12 protein-coding genes are annotated in these 17,372 nt (G+C 64.9%); 11 read left to right on the top strand and 1 reads right to left on the bottom strand.

Annotated features, from left to right (window positions below; translation table 11 throughout):
- The first annotated feature begins 997 nt into the window (after positions 1-997).
- From QCE83_RS10680 to QCE83_RS10640, 9 genes are all read left to right on the top strand, one after another.
- Complete coding sequence (locus tag QCE83_RS10680) at positions 998-1,999, top strand: helix-turn-helix domain-containing protein (protein ID WP_309809499.1); 1,002 nt, start codon at positions 998-1,000, stop codon at positions 1,997-1,999.
- A gap of 177 nt (positions 2,000-2,176) precedes the next feature.
- The gene (locus tag QCE83_RS10675) at positions 2,177-3,658 is read left to right on the top strand and encodes a mannose-1-phosphate guanylyltransferase/mannose-6-phosphate isomerase (RefSeq protein ID WP_309811648.1); all 1,482 of its coding nucleotides are present in this window, start codon (positions 2,177-2,179) and stop codon (positions 3,656-3,658) included.
- Between the two features lie 146 nt (positions 3,659-3,804).
- Positions 3,805-5,184, top strand: a complete 1,380-nt coding sequence (locus QCE83_RS10670; protein WP_309809497.1) for an undecaprenyl-phosphate glucose phosphotransferase — start codon at positions 3,805-3,807, stop codon at positions 5,182-5,184.
- 50 nt (positions 5,185-5,234) lie between these two features.
- On the top strand, positions 5,235-6,389 hold the full coding sequence (locus QCE83_RS10665) for a polysaccharide biosynthesis/export family protein (protein ID WP_309809496.1): 1,155 nt from the start codon (positions 5,235-5,237) through the stop codon (positions 6,387-6,389).
- 72 nt (positions 6,390-6,461) lie between these two features.
- Positions 6,462-8,690, top strand: a complete 2,229-nt coding sequence (locus QCE83_RS10660) for a polysaccharide biosynthesis tyrosine autokinase (protein WP_309809493.1) — start codon at positions 6,462-6,464, stop codon at positions 8,688-8,690.
- 97 nt (positions 8,691-8,787) lie between these two features.
- Positions 8,788-9,906 (top strand): GDP-mannose 4,6-dehydratase, encoded by a 1,119-nt coding sequence (gmd, locus tag QCE83_RS10655; protein WP_309809492.1) that lies wholly within the window; start codon positions 8,788-8,790, stop codon positions 9,904-9,906.
- A gap of 4 nt (positions 9,907-9,910) precedes the next feature.
- Entirely contained in the window at positions 9,911-10,867 is a 957-nt protein-coding gene (locus QCE83_RS10650) for a GDP-L-fucose synthase (RefSeq protein ID WP_309809490.1), read from the top strand.
- A 53-nt stretch (positions 10,868-10,920) separates the two neighbouring features.
- Entirely contained in the window at positions 10,921-12,063 is a 1,143-nt protein-coding gene (locus tag QCE83_RS10645; protein WP_309809488.1) for a glycosyltransferase family 4 protein, read from the top strand.
- A gap of 161 nt (positions 12,064-12,224) precedes the next feature.
- On the top strand, positions 12,225-13,574 hold the full coding sequence (locus QCE83_RS10640) for a glycosyltransferase WbuB (protein WP_309809486.1): 1,350 nt from the start codon (positions 12,225-12,227) through the stop codon (positions 13,572-13,574).
- Between the two features lie 55 nt (positions 13,575-13,629).
- On the opposite strand, the gene QCE83_RS10635 is transcribed toward QCE83_RS10640, so the two are convergent.
- Complete coding sequence (locus QCE83_RS10635; RefSeq protein WP_309809483.1) at positions 13,630-14,103, bottom strand: hypothetical protein; 474 nt, start codon at positions 14,101-14,103, stop codon at positions 13,630-13,632.
- A gap of 466 nt (positions 14,104-14,569) precedes the next feature.
- On the opposite strand from QCE83_RS10635, the gene QCE83_RS10630 reads away from it, so the two are divergent.
- The gene (locus QCE83_RS10630; RefSeq protein WP_309809481.1) at positions 14,570-15,199 is read left to right on the top strand and encodes a DapH/DapD/GlmU-related protein; all 630 of its coding nucleotides are present in this window, start codon (positions 14,570-14,572) and stop codon (positions 15,197-15,199) included.
- A 385-nt stretch (positions 15,200-15,584) separates the two neighbouring features.
- Positions 15,585-17,330: a GMC family oxidoreductase gene (locus tag QCE83_RS10625; RefSeq protein ID WP_309809479.1), complete on the top strand. Its 1,746-nt coding sequence runs from the start codon at positions 15,585-15,587 to the stop codon at positions 17,328-17,330.
- The last annotated feature ends 42 nt before the right edge of the window (positions 17,331-17,372 follow it).

Below are 17,372 nucleotides of genomic sequence, written 5' to 3'. Positions count from 1 at the left end.
ATCCAATTTCAGGAGTGAAACATGGAAGGATGACCACGACAATCGGATCTGCCCCGTGAAAACCGGCAAAGCTGACCGCTCCGGACAGGCTTTCGCTGCGTCAACGCCGCTCGATTTGAATGACATGAGCGATTTGCAAACAAGCACGCGCATTCTCCCGATGATTACAGCGGCTTTCAATGACATGGAGAAAACCGCGACGGACCCTGCGCCGCCGCAAAACGCTAGAGATTGGCGGACGCGTCGGTTGCCGTTTCCCCCGCGGATACGCGGACGTGCCGCGCTTGCGGCCGTTTCGCGGTGCAGCATCGGAGTTAATCAACACCGTCTTCAGAAACGCGATTAAGCCGGCATTTTATGATTAATTTAAAATCGGAAAACGCTTGAATAAATCGCCGCGCGAAAATAGCAATTAGTTAATACCTCGCTGATTACGGGATTTGCTGGATGTACGAAAACCGGATTATGGCCGCTTTCTGAACCGCGGCGAACGGCAAAAATTTTCCGATTGTCGCGATACGTTGGCCGGTCTCTGAACCGTGCGATGTTTCACGGGTGAATCAGTTTCTTTGCTCCGACCTGCTCCGAACCCCGCCGCGCCAGGCGCGCAGGGCCGCGGGGCGTGGCTTCCAGACTTTGTCAATGGCCGATCAAGCGGCTCGCGGGCGCGGATTGCACTAAGCCGCAGACTAAAAGTTTGTATGACAAATCACGTCTTTATCGCGTGATTCTTTAGAAACCGGCGCATTCGGAATTTGGGGAGGGATATCAATGTGCGCTCACCCTCATAGCGCGACAGATTTTGTGGTTCAAGCGCGAAAATCGCGAGCACAAAAAAGTTTGTCTGCTTATTATTCAAGCCAGCGGATCGATTCCGCCATCACTCCGTTCCAATCGGTCACGGTAACCCGGCGAAGTTCGGGAAACTCCTTTGATGCGCCGCAATGACCGAGAACTCTTCCGCACCTCATTGGAAACAAAGCTGCAGAGGATGACCATGCCTTACGCCAATCTCGAACCCGCAGTCATGGGTTGGACGCCGCCCGCGGCGCGAACCTCGCAGACCGAGGTTCGCCGCATCGCGATCCTGCTGTTCGACGGATTCTCCCTGCTGGGCGCGGGGATCGTCGCGGAAGTTTTCCACATGGCCAACGAGCTGTCGTCGGCACGGTCCCGCGTGGACTGCACCTACGACGTCCGTTTTCTGTCGGTGGAAGGCGGCAATGTTGCGTGCTCCTCGTCGGTGCGCGTGTGGACCGACGGCCTGGACGCGCGTCACTACGGCGGCTTCGACGCGCTGTTCGTCGCCGGCGGCCGTGGCGCAGAAAGCGCCGCGAAGGACGATCGCATCGTCGAATGGCTGCGCCGCGTGCAGACCAAGACCACCGTGGTCCGCGCCATCTCCGAGGGCCGCAAGGTGCTCGACGCCGCGGGCATCGGCCAGGTGCAGGATCCGCAGGCGCGCTACGGCGGCGCCATGATCCATCTGGTGCGCGAAGAGCAGTCGGCCGACGCCAGCGACCGCTACGAGTCGATGAAGGGCGCGCTGCTGATCGTGAAGCGCGATCTCGGCATCGACGTGTCGCGCAGCGTTGCAGAGCGCCTGATGCCGGGTTCGGCGGCGAAGCTGGTGTCGATTCTCGGCGACAGCGGCGCGGCTTCGGCCGGCGACAAGATCCGGGCGGCGGCGCGCTGGCTGCAGGACAACTGCGAGCGGCCGATCTCGGTGGTGGATGCGGCGCAGGTGGCCGCGATGAGCGAACGCAACTTCCTGCGCCGCTTCAAGATCGAGATGGGCATCACGCCGTCCGATTACCTGTTGCAGGCGCGGCTTGCCGTCACCTGTGCGCTGCTGACGGATTCGGAACTGCCGGTCGACAAGATCGCGCGTCGCAGCGGCATGGGCAACGGCGACCGGCTGGCGAAGATTTTCCGCAAGCGCCTCCTGATCTCTCCGACCGAGTACCGGACGCAGAGCAGGCGCGAAGCGAACGGTTGAACGGCTGATACGCGCGCTAGCGCGCATGGGCTGAACAACGATGGCGTAAAGCGTCGAAGGTTTGGCCGGACCAGAACGGTTCGGCACTCAATCATTCTCGGGCGGCAGTGTGCTGTCCGACCGAAATCGCAGGCAGGAGTCCATATGACGAACGAGGCACGCACGGTAGGCGAGACGATGACTGGCACGACGAGCATGGAGACGGCCGCGTGCCGCAGGCTTGTCCCGGTCATTCTCGCCGGCGGCTCGGGCACGCGCCTGTGGCCGATGTCCCGTGAACAATTCCCCAAGCAGCTGATCGGCATCGTCGGCCGTGATTCGCTGCTGCAGGCCACCGTCGGGCGCCTCAAGGGTTTCTCGGGCGACTTCGAGGTGGCCGCTGCACCGATCATCGTGTGCGGCGAGGAACATCGCTTCACCACGGAAGAGCAGACCCGCGAGGCAGGTGTCGATGCCCGCATCATCGTCGAGCCGGCGCGCCGCGATACGGCGCCCGCGCTGACGCTCGCCGCACTCGCTGCGATCAAGGACGGCGAGGACGCGATCATGGTCGCGATGCCCGCCGATCACTCGATCGCCGACCTGCCGGCGCTGCATCGCGCGATCGCCATCGCGGCGGAGCACGCGGCGCGCGGCGTGATCGCGACGCTCGGCATTCCGCCGACGCGCCCCGACACCGGCTTCGGCTACATCCGCCTGGGCGAGGCGCTGGAAGACGGCGCGCACAAGATCGAGCGCTTCGTCGAGAAGCCCGCGGCCGAGCTCGCGACGCAATACGTCGCGGCCGGCACGTACTGGTGGAACAGCGGCATTTTCGTGGTGCGCGCGAGCGTGTGGCTTGCAGCATTGCAGAAGCTCAATGGCGAGATGCACGCGGCCTGCCGCGCCGCGCTCGCGGAAGGCCGCGACGACGGCAAGTTCGTGCGTCCGTCGGCCGCCGAGTTTGGCCGCGCGCCGTCGGATTCGATCGACTACGCGGTGATGGAACACATCGGCACGAACAACCGGCCGTGCGACGGCGTGGTGGTGCCGCTGGTGGCGGGCTGGTCCGACCTCGGCTCGTGGGACGCCGTGTGGGACGCGATGGACAAGGACGAGTCGGGCAACGTCGCGAGCGGCCGGGTGATGTTCGAAGGCGCCACGTCGAGCTACGCGCGTTCCGAAGGCGGCCGCCTGGTGGCGTGCGTCGGCACGACCAACATCATCGTGGTCGAAACGGACGACGCCGTGCTGGTGGCGGACCGTTCGCGCGTGCAGGACATCAAGGGGCTGGTGGCGCGCATCCGCGAGCAGCATGCGCCTGAAGCGAACGCGCATCGCAAGGTGCGCCGTCCGTGGGGCTTCTACGATTCGATCGAACACGGCGAGCGCTTCCAGGTGAAACGCATCGTGGTGTCGCCGGGTTCGAAGCTCTCGCTGCAGATGCATCACCACCGCGCGGAGCACTGGATCGTCGTGTGCGGCACGGCGCTCGTCACGCGCGGCGACGAGCAGTTCATGTTGTCCGAGAACCAGTCGACCTTCATTCCGCTCGGCGTGACGCATCGGCTGGAGAACCCGGGCAAGGTGCCGCTCGAGATCATCGAGGTGCAGTCGGGCAGTTATCTCGGCGAAGACGACATCGTGCGCTTCGACGATACCTACGGCCGCTGCAACTGAGCACGGCTTGAAAGTAACAAACAGGCAACAAACAGGCAACACGCGACACTTCTTTGCAGCGGGCTTCACACCAGATCAAAGACTGGCTGGCGAGGGAGGACACGAGCGGGTGCGGTACAGGGGCGATAAGCATTCGGGGGAATGACATGCGCGATTTACAGGGATTGCTGGCCAGGCTGTTCGACGTCATCGTGATCGTCGGCGGCGCGGCCGTGGCATCGCAGATCAGGTTCGAGTACATCGAGGCTCACGCCTATTCGGTGGCGTTCGTCGCGTTCGCGGCGGCGTTCTCGCTCGCCCTGTTCCCGGGCTTCGGCGTCTATCAGTCGTGGCGCGGCCGCAGCAAGCTGCAACTGGCTTGCCAGGTGTCGCTCGGCTGGCTCGTCGTGCAAGGCTGCGCCCTCGCGCTGATGTTCTCGCTGCATCGCCTCGACTATGTGTCGCGCCTCTGGTTCGCCTACTGGACCGCGATGTCCGGCGGCCTGATGATCGCCGGCCGGCTGATCACGCACGCGGTGCTCGCGCACATGCGTCATGCGGGCATGAACCTGCATCAGGTGGCGATCGTCGGCTGCGGGCGGCACTGCCATTCGATGATCCGCAAGGTCGACCGCGCCTCCGACTCCGGTTTCCGCGCCACCGCCGTCTTCAATGCGGCGCCGGAAACCGGCGCGATCAACACGCATGTGCCGGTGTTCGAGAACTACGAGGCGTTCGTCAACTACGTGCGCACCCAGCATGTCGATGAAGTGTGGCTCGCGCTGCCGCTGTCGCAGGAACGCATGATCCTGCGCTTCGTGAACGAGTTCCGCGACGACCTCATCAACGTGCGTTTCATCCCGGACGTGCGCAGTCTCGCGCTGTTCGAAAGCGGCGTGACGGATCTGCTCGGCACGCCCGCGATCAACCTGGTGGCGTCGCCGCTGTCGGCGTCGGCGCTGCTGCAGAAGGAACTGTTCGACCGCGCGTTCGCGCTCGCCGCGCTGATCGCCGTCGCGCCGCTGATGGTCGGCATCGCGCTGGCGATCAAGCTGACCTCGCGCGGGCCGGTGTTCTTCAGGCAACGCCGCAAGGGCGCGGATGGCCGCGTCTTCAGAATCTACAAATTCCGTTCAATGCGTCTGCATACGGAACAGGCCGGAGTGCTCCAGCAGGCCACGCGCGGCGATCCGCGCGTGACCCGGGTCGGAGCGTTCCTGCGCCGTACCAGCCTCGATGAGCTGCCGCAGTTCCTCAACGTTCTGTTCGGCGACATGTCGGTCGTGGGCCCGCGTCCACACGCACTGGAGCATGACGACCTGTATCAGAAGGTCGTATCGGGGTACATCCATCGTTACCGGATCAAGCCGGGCATCACCGGCTGGGCCCAGGTCAACGGATTTCGAGGAGAGACTGATCGCATCGAGAAGATGGAAGGACGCGTCGCACACGATTTGTACTACCTGGGTAATTGGTCGTTCGGCCTCGACATGAGAATCATCGCCGCAACGATCTTCAAGGGACTACGCCACACCAACGCTTACTGATGTAGGGGACGACCATTATGCACAATCAACAACAACCGGGCACCACCTCCATGGCCGCCAATACCAACGTGTCGCGCATCTTCCGCCTCACGAGCCTGGCTGCGGCTGCTTCCTTCACCGTGCTGTTCGCGGGCTGCGGTCTGGCGCCGGGCATGCACTTCGAACAACCGGCGCAACTCGTCGAGACCTCGAACGACCAGGGCGATCCTGCGTCCACGGTCAACATTCCGATCACGCCTATCGACCTCTCGCTCGTGCGCAAGATGAAGGCCGCGCAACCGGTCGTCACGGGCGATCCGAACGCTTCGCTGTACGGCAAGGCCGGCGCGTACAAGCTCGGCGTCGGCGACGTGCTGCAGATCACCGTGTGGGATCACCCGGAACTCGTCGCCGCGCTCGGCCAGCCGCCGCAGCAGACGCGTACCGCGGATGCCGCGCCCGGCTTCGTCGTCGATGCCGACGGCAACCTGCAGTTCCCGTACGTCAACCGTCCGCTGCATGTGGAAGGCAAGACCGAAGGCCAGGTGCAGCGCGAGCTGTATCAGGAGCTCTCGAAGGTATTCGTGAAGCCGCAGGTGACGGTGCGCGTTGCATCGTTCCGTGCGTCGCAGGTGTATATCGACGGCGATGTCCGCACGCCGGGCTCGCAGCAGATCAACGACATTCCGATGACGCTCACCGAGGCCATCGGCCGCGCGGGCGGTTTCGCGACGACGGCGGATCAAAGCCGCGTCACGCTGATCCGCGACGGCGTCACGTATCACATCAACATGGCGGGCATGACGTCGAAGGGCAAGAGCCCGTCGGACATCATGCTCAAGCCGGGCGATGCGCTGCGCATCGACTCGCGCGAAGACAACGGCGTCTACGTGATGGGCGAAGTGTCGAAGCCGGCCACCGTGATCCCGATGCGCAACGGCAAGCTGACGCTGTCGGATGCGGTGTCGCAGGCGGGCAGCTTCAACCCGGAGACGTCCGATCCGAAGCAGGTGTACGTGATCCGCAACGGCCAGACCGACCAGCCCGAGGTGTATCACCTCGACGCGCGTTCGCCGGTGTCGATGCTGCTTGCCAACGGCTTCGAGCTGCAGCCGCATGACGTGGTCTACGTGGACAACAACGGACTGGTTCGCTTCTCGCGTGTGCTGAACCTGCTCCTGCCTGCCATCAACGCGGGTCTGACGGCGGCCGTCCTGACGAAGTAAGGGTTGTGACCGGCGCGCAGGGGCGCGCCGGTGGTTTGTTTGTTCGTTTTGAAAAACTGAGCGAGCGAGACCATGGCGATGAACTTCGATTCACGATACTCCGACGTATCGACGGGCGACGAATTGCGGCTTTCCGACTATCTGGCGGCCGTACTCGGCAACTGGAAGCTCGTGACGATCGTGATGCTCGCCGTGGTCGCATTGGGAACAGCGTACGCGTTCATCGCGACGCCGACCTACAAGGCGGATGCGCTCATCCAGGTCGAGGAAACGAACCCGAACAACAACCCGAACGCGAACGCCAATGCCGTGCAGGCCGTGTCGCAGATGTTCGACGGCAAGGCCACCACGGCCGCGCAGATCGAACTGCTGCGCTCGCGCCTCGTGGTGGACGACGCGGTGCGCCGCCTGCATCTCGACATCAGCGCGGTGCCGCACGGCTTCCCGGTGCTGGGCGGGCTGCTCGGCAGTGCGTTCTCGATGTTCAACATGACGGTGCCCTCGGGTTATCTGTCGCGCTTCGCATGGGGCGGCGAGCAGATCGAGGTGCCGCTCTTCGATACGCCGAAAGATCTCTACGACAAGAAGTTCACGCTGGTCGCGGGCGAGAACGGCAGCTATGTGCTGAACGATCCGGACGGGGTCGCCATTCTCACCGGCCGCGTGGGCCAGGAAGCAACCGGCGTGACGCAGCAAGGGCCGGTCAAGCTCAAGGTGGACAAGCTCGTCGGCAACCCGGGCGTGCAGTTCGAGTTGCAGCGCTTCTCGACGCTCACCACCATCGACAGCCTGCAGAAGCGCCTGACGGTCGCGGAAACGGCATTGCAGTCGGGCATCATCGGGCTCAGCCTGGAAGGCAGCAACCCGAAGGAAGTCGCGCAGATCGTCAATAACATCGCGAATCGCTATGTCGCGCAGGATTCGGAGAAGCGCTCGGCCGAAGCGGAGCACACGCTCGCGTTCCTCGACCAGCAACTGCCGATCCTCAAGAAGCAGCTCGACGAATCCGAGCAGAAGTACAACTCGTTCCGCAACAAGCAGGGCACGGTGGATCTTTCGGAAGAGAGCCGCCTGCTGCTCCAGCAGATCGTCGACAACAAGACCAAGCTCTCGGACCTGCAGCAGCAGCGCGCCGAACTGTCGCTGCGCTTCACCGCGAACCATCCTTCGGTGCAGGCGCTCGACGCGCAGATCGCCTCGCTGACCGGCGCGCAGTCGCGCATGGCCAAGAACGTGTCGACGCTGCCCGATACCGAGCAGACCGCGCTGCGCTATCTGCGCGACGTGCGCGTCAATACCGAGCTCTACACCAATCTCCTGAACAGCGCGCAGCAACTGCGCATCGCCAAGGCGGGGCAGATCGGCAACGTGCGCGTCGTCGATTTCGCGCAGACGCCGGACGATCCCGTGCGCCCGAAGCGCGTGCTCGTGATCCTGATCTCGGCGGGCGTGGGCCTCGTGCTCGGCATCCTGCTCGCGTTCGTGCGCAAGTCGCTGTATGGCGGCGTCGAGCGGCCGGAGGAGATCGAGAAGCAACTGGGCGTGCGCGTCTTCGCGATCGTGCCGCGCAGCACCCAGCAACTGCGCCTGCAGCGCAAGGTCGGCATGCGCCGCGAAGGGCTGCACGTGCTCGCGGCGCAGGCGCCGGAAGATGCCGCCGTGGAAGGCATTCGCGGCCTGCGCACCTCGCTGCAACTGCAACTCGCCGATGCCCGCAACAACGTCGTCATGCTGACCGGCTCGCGGCCGGAGGCGGGCAAGTCGTTCCTTTCCGTGAACCTCGCGACCCTGGTGGCCTCGACCCGCAAGCGCGTGCTGCTGATCGACGGCGACATGCGCCGCGGCGACATCCATTCGCACTTCGGCGTGCGTCACTCGCCGGGCCTCTCCGACGTGCTGATGGGCGCGGACGTAACGAGCGCGATCCTCACCGACGTCCTGCCGGGCGTCGACCTCATCACCAAGGGCTCGCTGCCCTCGCATCCGTCGGAGCTGCTCGCGAGCGACCGGCTGGGCGAGGTGCTCGGTGAACTGAAGCAGCGCTACGACCTCGTGATCATCGACACGCCGCCCGTGCTGGCTGTCACCGACGCGACCGTCATCGGCAAGCACGCGGGCACGAGCCTGCTCGTCGTGCGGCATGGCAAGAACCAGGTGCAGGAGATCGGCGAGACGATGAAGCGCCTGCATCACGGCGGCGTGAACATGAAAGGCGTCCTGCTGACCGACGTGCCGCAGTCGAAAATGTTGATGGGAAGTACATACGCCGGGTATTACGGCTACGAAAGCATCGCGGAGTGACCAGCGCAAAACAATAGCTCGGTAGAAGTGCCCGGTACAACAATGTCGGCGCGTCCCCGCGCGCCGCATCTTGAGACCGAAGATGGAGAGGTTACGCATGGACCGCAAAGTCGCGTTGATCACGGGCATCACTGGGCAAGACGGGTCGTATCTTGCCGAACTGCTGCTCAGCAAGGGTTACGAAGTGCACGGCATCAAACGCCGGAGTTCGCTCTTCAACACCGACCGCATCGACCATCTGTACCGCGATCCGCACGAAGCGGACCAGCGCCTGTTCCTGCATCACGGAGACCTGACGGACTCGACCAGCCTTGTGCGCATCATCCAGCGCGTGATGCCGGACGAGATCTACAACCTCGCCGCGCAGAGCCATGTGGCGGTGTCGTTCGAGGAACCCGAGTACACGGCGAACGCCGACGGCCTCGGCGCGCTGCGCATTCTCGAGGCCATACGCATTCTCGGTCTCGAGAAAAAAACGCGCTTCTATCAAGCTTCGACATCCGAACTATACGGGCTGGTCCAGGAAATCCCGCAGCGCGAGACCACGCCGTTCTACCCGCGCAGCCCGTATGCGGTGGCCAAGCTGTATGCCTACTGGATCACGGTGAACTACCGCGAGGCCTACGGCATGTACGCGTGCAACGGGATTCTCTTCAACCACGAGTCGCCGGTGCGCGGGGAAACCTTCGTCACGCGCAAGATCACGCGCGCGATCGCCCGCATCGGCGTGGGCCTGCAGGACGACGTCTATCTCGGCAACCTCTCCGCGCTGCGCGACTGGGGCCATGCGCGCGATTACGTCGAGATGCAGTGGATGATGCTCCAGCAGGACAAGCCTGAGGATTTCGTCATCGCCACCGGGGTGCAGTACAGCGTGCGCGAATTCGTCCAGCAGGCGGCCGCCGAACTCGGCGTGCACGTGCGCTTCGAGGGCGAGGGCGTGAACGAAGTGGGCATCGTGGATCATGTGGAGAGCCGCGAAACCAAGCTCGCGCCGGGACAGGTGATCGTCCGGGTGGATCCGCGCTACTTCCGGCCGACCGAAGTCGAAACCCTGCTCGGCGATCCGTCCAAGGCGCACGCCCGGCTCGGCTGGCGGCCCGCCACCCCGTTCTCGGCGCTCGTCAAGGAGATGGTGCGCGCCGATTTTCAAATTGCCCGGCGCGACGCGCTCGTCACGCTCGCCGGTTTCAAGGCCCTCGAACATCACGAGTAAGCGCATGGACAAGCACGCACGAATCTTCGTGGCAGGACATCGCGGCATGGTCGGCTCGGCGCTCGTGCGCCGCCTTACGGACGCCGGCTACCGCAACATCGTCACCCGCACGAAGGCGCATCTCGACCTGACCGACCAGGGCGGCGTGAACCTGTTCTTCGAGGAAGAGAAGATCGACGTGGTGCTGCTCGCGGCGGCGCGCGTGGGCGGCATTCTCGCGAATTCGACTTTGCCCGCCTCGTTCATCTACGAGAACCTGGCGATCGAAACCAACGTGATCCATGCGGCGTGCCGCTGGAACGTGTCGAAGCTGATCTTCTTCGGGTCGTCGTGCATCTATCCGAAGGACTGCCCGCAGCCTATCCGCGAGGAATACCTGCTGCAGTCCGCGCTGGAGCCGACCAACGAGGCCTATGCGATCGCGAAAATTGCCGGTCTCAAGATGTGCGAGGCCTACAACCGCCAGTACGGCACGAAGTTCGTCTCGCTGATGCCGACCAATCTCTACGGGCCGAACGACAACTACGACCTGAAGAGCAGTCATGTGCTGCCCGCGCTGCTGCGCAAGGCGCATGAAGCCCGGCTGCGCGGCGACACGACGCTGCCGGTGTGGGGTTCGGGCACGCCGCGCCGCGAGTTCCTGCATGTCGACGATCTCGCCGCCGCCGCCGTCTTCCTGATGGAACAGGACGTGGGCGAAGGCGTGTTCAACGTCGGCGTGGGCACGGATCTCACCATCCGCGAGCTGGCGGAAACGATCTGCCGCGTGGTGGGCTTCCACGGCGAACTGGTATTCGATCCGGGCAAGCCCGACGGCACGCCGCGCAAGCTGCTCGATGTCTCGAAGCTGGGCGGCATGGGATGGCAGGCGTCGATCGGACTGGAGGAGGGGATCCGCGCCACGTATGAGGAGTTCCTGGCGCGCTACGCATCGATGCAGCAGACGCCGGTTGCCGCGTGAGCGGTTGCGCGACGGCATCGCTTACGACAAAAACGACACAGGGTAGAACAACAATGTCTGCATCAGTGACCATCTTTCACAACGTCGTGTGGTCGCGGCACAAGGGCGAGGTGCTGTCGGCGCTCCACCATATCTCCGGGTCCGGCGCGATCCGCTATTCGATGGTGCAGATCGCGGACACGGAACACGACCGCATCGGCTTCTCGGAAGTGGATTACTCGTTTCACCGCTACCCGATGAAGAAGCTCTTCAACGGCTGCTATGAAGATGTGCCGAGATGGCGCATGACGATGCGCCTCACGTGGGAAGTGCTCCGGACCAAGGCGGATCTCGTGGTTTTGCCGGGCTACCATCGTCCCGAATATTGGGCGATGCTGGGAGCCTGCATCGTGACGGGCAAGCGTCGCGCGGTGTTCTGCGATTCGACCGCGCGCGACAACCCGCGCCGCATGCTCACCTCGATTCCGAAGCGTGTGTTCTTCACGCTGTGCGACGGCTACTTCGCGTTCGGCATGCGCAGCCGCGAGTATCTGATGTCGCTCGGCGCGAAGCAGGACACGATCTTCAGCCCGTGTCAGGCGGCCGCCATGCCGCGCGCGTTCTCGCCGGACACCGTCGTGTCTGACCGGCTCGCGCACCGGCAAGGCGGCCGGCCGGTGTTTCTCTTCGTCGGACGGCTCTCGGCGGAGAAGGGAATAAACACGCTCGTAGAAGCGTTCAGGATGTTGAAGGAGCGTGTGCCGGATGCGGAGTTGCGCATCGTCGGCACGGGACCGCTCGGCGATCAGTTGAAACAGCAAGTCGCCGATGCCGGTCTGCAAGACTCCGTGCAGTTCCTGGGCAGTCTGCAGGACGAGCCGCTCTCGCGCGAGTATTTCGGCGCCACCTGCATGGTGCTGCCGAGTGTGCGCGAGCCGTGGGGTCTCGTGACGAACGAGGCGCTGGCCCATGGTTGTCCGGTCCTCGTCAGCGAGAGTTGCGGCTGTGTGCCGGAACTCGTCGTCGACGGCGTGTCCGGTTATGCCTTTCCCGCCGGCGACGTGCCGGCGCTGCATCGCGTGATGCTGAAGTCGCTGGAGGCGTTCGCGGATACGGCGGGTGTCGCCGTGCGCTGCACCGACGTGATCCAGCGCTTCGATCCGCCGTCCGCGGCGGCCAACATCGCGCGCGGCTGCGCGCTGCTGCTGACGAACTGAGCGGGACTGGAGCGGAGGAACCGGAAGGACGCTTAAGGAGGGACCACAGGCTGTCACCAACGCCGTCGGGCACGCGGTCCTGCGTACCCGGCGGCCTGCGCTTTGCCGGGCGGCGAGGACACGCCCGCGCATCCAGGCGCGCATGTCGGGCGAGGGACCACATGAGAATACTTATCTACGGGCTGAACTATGCGCCCGAGTTGACGGGTACGGGCAAGTACACGGCGGAAATGGCGGAGGCGCTGGCCTGCGCGGGCCACCGGGTGCGCGTCGTCTGCGCGCCGCCGTATTACCCGGAGTGGAAGGTGGGGCAGGGCTACCGGAGCTGGCTGCATCGCTTTGAAACGCGCGAGGGCGTGCGGCTGTGGCGCGCGCCGCTGTGGGTGCCGGCCAAACCGAGCGGTGCGAAGCGCATGCTGCATCTGGCTTCGTTCGCGTGTTCGTCGCTGCCCGCGCTGGCCTGTCATGCGCTGTGGCGGCCTCATGTCGTGATGACGATCGCGCCGAGCCTGCTCAACGCGCCCGGCGCGCTGATGCTGTCGCGCATGACGGGCGCGCGCGCGTGGCTGCATATCCAGGACTTCGAGGTCGATGCCGCCTTCGACCTCGGCATGCTCAGGAACCCGCGCGCGGGGCGCCTGGCGCTCGCGTTCGAACGCTGGCTGATGAAGCGCTTCGACGTGGTGTCGTCGATCTCCGACAAGATGGTCGATCGCGCCGTGAACAAGGGCGTCGCGCTGTCACGCGTGTTCCATCTGCCGAACTGGGTGGATACCGCCGCGATCTTTCCGCTCGATCGCCCGAGCGCATTCCGGCGGGAACTCGGCATCGGCGAGCATACGCCGGTCGTGCTCTATTCCGGCAACATGGGCGCGAAGCAGGGTCTCGAAGTGCTCGCCGAGGCGGCCGCCGCGCTGGCCGGCCGCACGGAGATCGTCTTCGTGTTCTGCGGCAACGGCGCGACGCGGCTGCAATTGCAGAAGCGCTGCGCCGGCTTGCCGAACACGCGCTTTCTCAGTCTCCAGCCGCTCGAGCGTTTCAACGAACTGCTCAATCTCGCCGACATCCACGTGCTGCCGCAACGCGGCGACGTCGCCGATCTCGTGATGCCGTCGAAGCTCACCGGCATGTTCGCGAGCGCGCGCGCCGTGATCGCGATGGCGCATCCGGGCACCGAACTGTTCGAAGCTGTCAGCGGGCGCGGCGAGGTGATCGAGCCGGAGAATGCGCAGGCGCTGATCGGCGCGATCGAACGGCTCGTCGCCGATCCGGAACTGCGCGCGCGTCACGGCGAGGAAGGCCGTCTGTTCGCGCAGGAACGGCTCGCGCCGGAGGCGGTGTTCGCGCGGCTCGAAGAGCGTCTGTTCGAGTTGTCGGGCTCGCGTCTGCCGAATGCAGCGGAAGTGCGCGAGGCGGTGTCCCAGACCCGGCCCGTCGACAGCCCTGAAGTCACGCTCGCGCGCATGACGGAACGCGCGCCGATCCTGCCGCAGGTCGAGAAGATCGAATAGCGTCTGCCGCGGCGCGGTTCTTTTTTGCGAACCGCGCCGTCACGCGGACTTCGATTCAATAAGGCGACTTGTAGATGTCCCGCGCCCGCGCCGCATTGGCGGCCGGCGGCCTGAGGCCGTTGGGCGTCGGATAGAGCGCCGCCGCCGCGCCTTGCGGCATCATCGTGGCCTTCGTGTCGGGCTTGCGTCCGGTCGCACGCAGGCGCGCACCCGCGCCCGCATTGCCGGCATAACCGTTCTGTTGTGCGAGCAGCTTGTCCGTCGGCGAGACGCCTTGTGCGGTCTGCCCGTTGGTGATCGGGCCGCGCTGTCCGCCGCGCCCGTTGGTCGGCGCGCCATACGGGTCCGCATACGCCCCCGGACTGCCGAGCAGGTCCATTTCCGCCGGCGCGGCGCCGCCGGCTTCGCCCTTGCTGATCGCCGCATCCGAGAAGTTGCCCGCGTGCGCGGAGGGCGTCGCCATGCATGCAGCGGCCGCGAGAGCGGTCATGAACAGCGAGCGCAGCGCCGTGCGCGGTGGATGTTTCATCGGATTCTCCGGGCCTGTTGCAACGTTTCGCCATGCTTCGCAACGAGGCATCGCGCATCGTTTCGGGGAGCGCTGGACCGCATGCGGAAACGCTTGTCCGGCGCATGAAAACAGCATATTGCGCGGCACCGCCCGCTAACGCCAAAAGCCTTGCTGAAGCGGCCATTCGCGTGAAGGCGCGGGTGACGCCGCGCGCCCTTCGCCGATAATCCATTCACCACACGCCGCATGCCGCCGCTGCGAAGGCGTCCGTTCCCCGCGAATGGGTGGACGACAGAAGGCTCTTCAGCGCGGATCATGCGGGCAAGACAAGCAGACACCGGAAGACCTCGTGCACGTCATCGCGCGCTGGTCTTCGACGGCAGACGAAGCTGCGAACGACGAACGATTCAAACGATATGCGTGGCGCGCCGCAAGGCGCCCTTGGGCCAGAAGCAGCGAGCAGCAGCACACGGGCGGGGGGCATATGGACGAAGCGATCGGGGAGCGTTGCGCCGGCCACGCCGAGGATGCCGGCGCACGCGCGACGCGTGGCGCCACGGCGTCGGGCCGCGTGATCGATCTCGCGCGCGCGGGTCCCGGCAACTTCGTCGCCAGGCGTGGTTTCCTGACCGAACTCGTGTGGTTCTTCGTCGAAGCCTGTTTCATCAACAACAAACTCATTCCCGTGTCGTTCGTGCGTGTCGCGCTGCTGCGCGCGTTCGGCGCGCGCATCGGCCGCGGCTGCCGCATGCCGCATCCCATCCGCGTCAAGGCGCCCTGGAACCTCGAGGTCGGCGATCACTGCTGGTTCGGCGTCGATGCCTGGATCTACAACCAGGCCGGGATTCGCATCGGCAATCATGTCTGCATCTCGCAAGGCGTCTTCCTGACGACGGGCTCGCATGACGTGGCCGGCAACATGGACCTGCAAGTCGCACCGATCGTGATCGAGGACGGCGTCTGGATCACATCCAAATGCGTGGTGCAGATGGGCGTCACCATCGGACGGTCGGTGGTCGTCACGCCGCTCTCGGTCGTGCATCGCTCGCTCGACGCGGAAGGCGTGTACGGCGGCAATCCCGTGCGCTTCATCAGAAAGCGTTTTCCCGTTTGAACCGATGCGCCATGCGCGGGGCATCCCTGCTCGTGGCGTGTGCCGTTACGGCGTTGCAGATGACGTCGAAGACGGCGAGACAGACAACGCGCCGGCGCGACGGACACAAGAGCTCCACGAAGGAGCCGCCCCGAGCACCGGATTTGTGGACCGACTTGCGAAGGAGGCAGTGAAGCCGAAGCGGTATTCCGGGGGCACGCGGCTGCGCGACAGGCGCGCGCTGCGAACCCGCGAACGGAACACCGTCGGGGTCGTTCGTATCGCCCGCGTGCACGGTGGGCACGGCGCGCGCGATACGGCGTCAGGGATCTTGGGTCAGAAGCGCGGTGACCAATCGAGCATTGTGTGACACCGCACTACAGCACGGAACGAGGGAGCACGGGGCATGTTCATCGACAGCCGGAGTGTGGAAGAAGGCGCAGTCATAGAGACCACGGTGTGCATCATCGGCGCGGGCGTGGCGGGCATCACGCTGGCGCTGGAACTCGAAAAGCAGGGCATCGACGCCTGCATGCTGGAAAGCGGCGGCTACAAGCCGGACGACGACACCCGCGACCTGTATCGCGGCGAGAACGTCGGCGTGCCGTATGAATTCGCCGACGGCTGCCGCAGCCGCTATCTCGGCGGCAGCAGCAATTGCTGGGGCGGCTGGTGCCGTCCGCTCGACCCATGGGACTTCGAGAAGCGCGATTGGGTAACCGACAGCGGCTGGCCGTTCGGTTTCGACGAACTGCGGCCGTACTACGCCCGCACGCATCAGTTGCTGCAGCTGGGCGAGAGCAACTTCGAGCCGGCCTACTGGGAAGCGGCGATTCATCGCGACGACGTCAGGCGCCATCCTTTCCTGAGCGGCGCCGTGCGCGACACGATCTCGCAGTTCAGCCCGCCGGTGCGCTTCGGCAAGGTGTATCGGCAGCATCTGCTGGACGCGAAGCACGTGCGCGTGATGCTGTTCGCGAACGCGCTCAACATCGATACCGACGCCGACGCGCGTTCGGTCACGAAGATCGATGTCGGCACGCTGACGGGCCGGCGCTTCGCGGTGCGCGCGAAGGTCTTCGTGCTGGCGACGGGCGGCATCGAGAATGCGCGGCTGTTGCTGGCCTCGAACCGGGTGCAGGCGGCGGGCCTCGGCAACGCCCATGATCTGGTGGGCCGCTATTTCATGGATCATCCGCGCATCATGTCGGCGAACGTGCATTTCACGAAGCAGTGGGCGCGCAACAAGCTGTACGACATCAAGTATCACTATCAGAACCGCGCGGTATCGGCGCACGGCACCTTCATCTCGTCGCAGTTCGCGCTCACGCAGCAGGTGCTCGAAAAGGAGCAGCTGCTGAATGCGCGCGCCTGGTTCTATTCGGTGTTCCGCGGCGAGAACACGAAGGGATCGGAGGCGCTGATCCGCATGAAGCAGCGGCTGCTGAAGAAGGACGAACCCGGCTACAGCACGGCCGCGGACCTGCTCGCGATGGCAACCCATCCCGTCGATACCGCGTGCTTCGGTCTCGCGCGCCTGTTGCAGCCGCGTCCGCTGATCACCGAGGTAAAGATCCAGACGATCGTCGAGGCCGAGCCCAACCGCGACAGCCGCGTGACGCTGTCGGCCCAGAAGGACTTCCTCGGCATGAATCGGGTGAAGGTGGACTGGCGCGTGACCGAGCTCGTGAAGCGCACCTTCGACCGCACGGTGGCGCATATCGCAGCGGACCTGAAGCGCGGCGGCGTGGCCGACGTGACGCTCGACGAGCCGCTCGAAGGCAAGCCCTGGCCCGCGCAGCTGGAAGGCACGTGGCATCACATGGGCACGACGCGCATGCATGATTCGGAGAAGCAGGGCGTGGTGGATCGCAACCTGAAGATCCACGGCATGAGCAATCTGTATGTGGCGGGCAGCTCGGTCTTTCCGACGGTCGGGGCGAACTTCCCGACCATCACGATCGCGGCGCTGACCCTGCGGCTCGCGGGTCATCTCGGGCGCGTCATCAAGGGCGACGACAGCATCGGCGCGCCAGCCACGCCGTCCGGAATGCCGGCCAGGAGCGACGCGCCGGGCGAGACGCTGCCCATGGCGGCTTCGGCGCTGCATATGCCCGGGGTTGCGTTGCCCTTGCAGATGGCGAAGAAGTAGCGCGGGCGGGAAACGGCGTGGGGCGGGCGGGCATCGCTATAA

Source organism: Caballeronia sp. LZ034LL (genome assembly GCF_031451215.1).
Taxonomy (GTDB): domain Bacteria; phylum Pseudomonadota; class Gammaproteobacteria; order Burkholderiales; family Burkholderiaceae; genus Caballeronia.
This window is presented reverse-complemented; position numbering and strand designations above follow the sequence as displayed.

What these genes read in the sequence shown, in the direction of transcription:
- QCE83_RS10680 (WP_309809499.1), top strand. Translation starts at nt 998, where the DNA reads ATGCCTTACGCCAATCTCGAACCCGCAGTCATGGGTTGGACGCCGCCC.
- QCE83_RS10675 (WP_309811648.1), top strand. Translation starts at nt 2,177, where the DNA reads ATGACTGGCACGACGAGCATGGAGACGGCCGCGTGCCGCAGGCTTGTC.
- QCE83_RS10670 (WP_309809497.1), top strand. Translation starts at nt 3,805, where the DNA reads ATGCGCGATTTACAGGGATTGCTGGCCAGGCTGTTCGACGTCATCGTG.
- QCE83_RS10665 (WP_309809496.1), top strand. Translation starts at nt 5,235, where the DNA reads ATGGCCGCCAATACCAACGTGTCGCGCATCTTCCGCCTCACGAGCCTG.
- QCE83_RS10660 (WP_309809493.1), top strand. Translation starts at nt 6,462, where the DNA reads ATGGCGATGAACTTCGATTCACGATACTCCGACGTATCGACGGGCGAC.
- gmd (WP_309809492.1), top strand. Translation starts at nt 8,788, where the DNA reads ATGGACCGCAAAGTCGCGTTGATCACGGGCATCACTGGGCAAGACGGG.
- QCE83_RS10650 (WP_309809490.1), top strand. Translation starts at nt 9,911, where the DNA reads ATGGACAAGCACGCACGAATCTTCGTGGCAGGACATCGCGGCATGGTC.
- QCE83_RS10645 (WP_309809488.1), top strand. Translation starts at nt 10,921, where the DNA reads ATGTCTGCATCAGTGACCATCTTTCACAACGTCGTGTGGTCGCGGCAC.
- QCE83_RS10640 (WP_309809486.1), top strand. Translation starts at nt 12,225, where the DNA reads ATGAGAATACTTATCTACGGGCTGAACTATGCGCCCGAGTTGACGGGT.
- QCE83_RS10635 (WP_309809483.1), bottom strand. Translation starts at nt 14,103, where the DNA reads ATGAAACATCCACCGCGCACGGCGCTGCGCTCGCTGTTCATGACCGCT.
- QCE83_RS10630 (WP_309809481.1), top strand. Translation starts at nt 14,570, where the DNA reads ATGGACGAAGCGATCGGGGAGCGTTGCGCCGGCCACGCCGAGGATGCC.
- QCE83_RS10625 (WP_309809479.1), top strand. Translation starts at nt 15,585, where the DNA reads ATGTTCATCGACAGCCGGAGTGTGGAAGAAGGCGCAGTCATAGAGACC.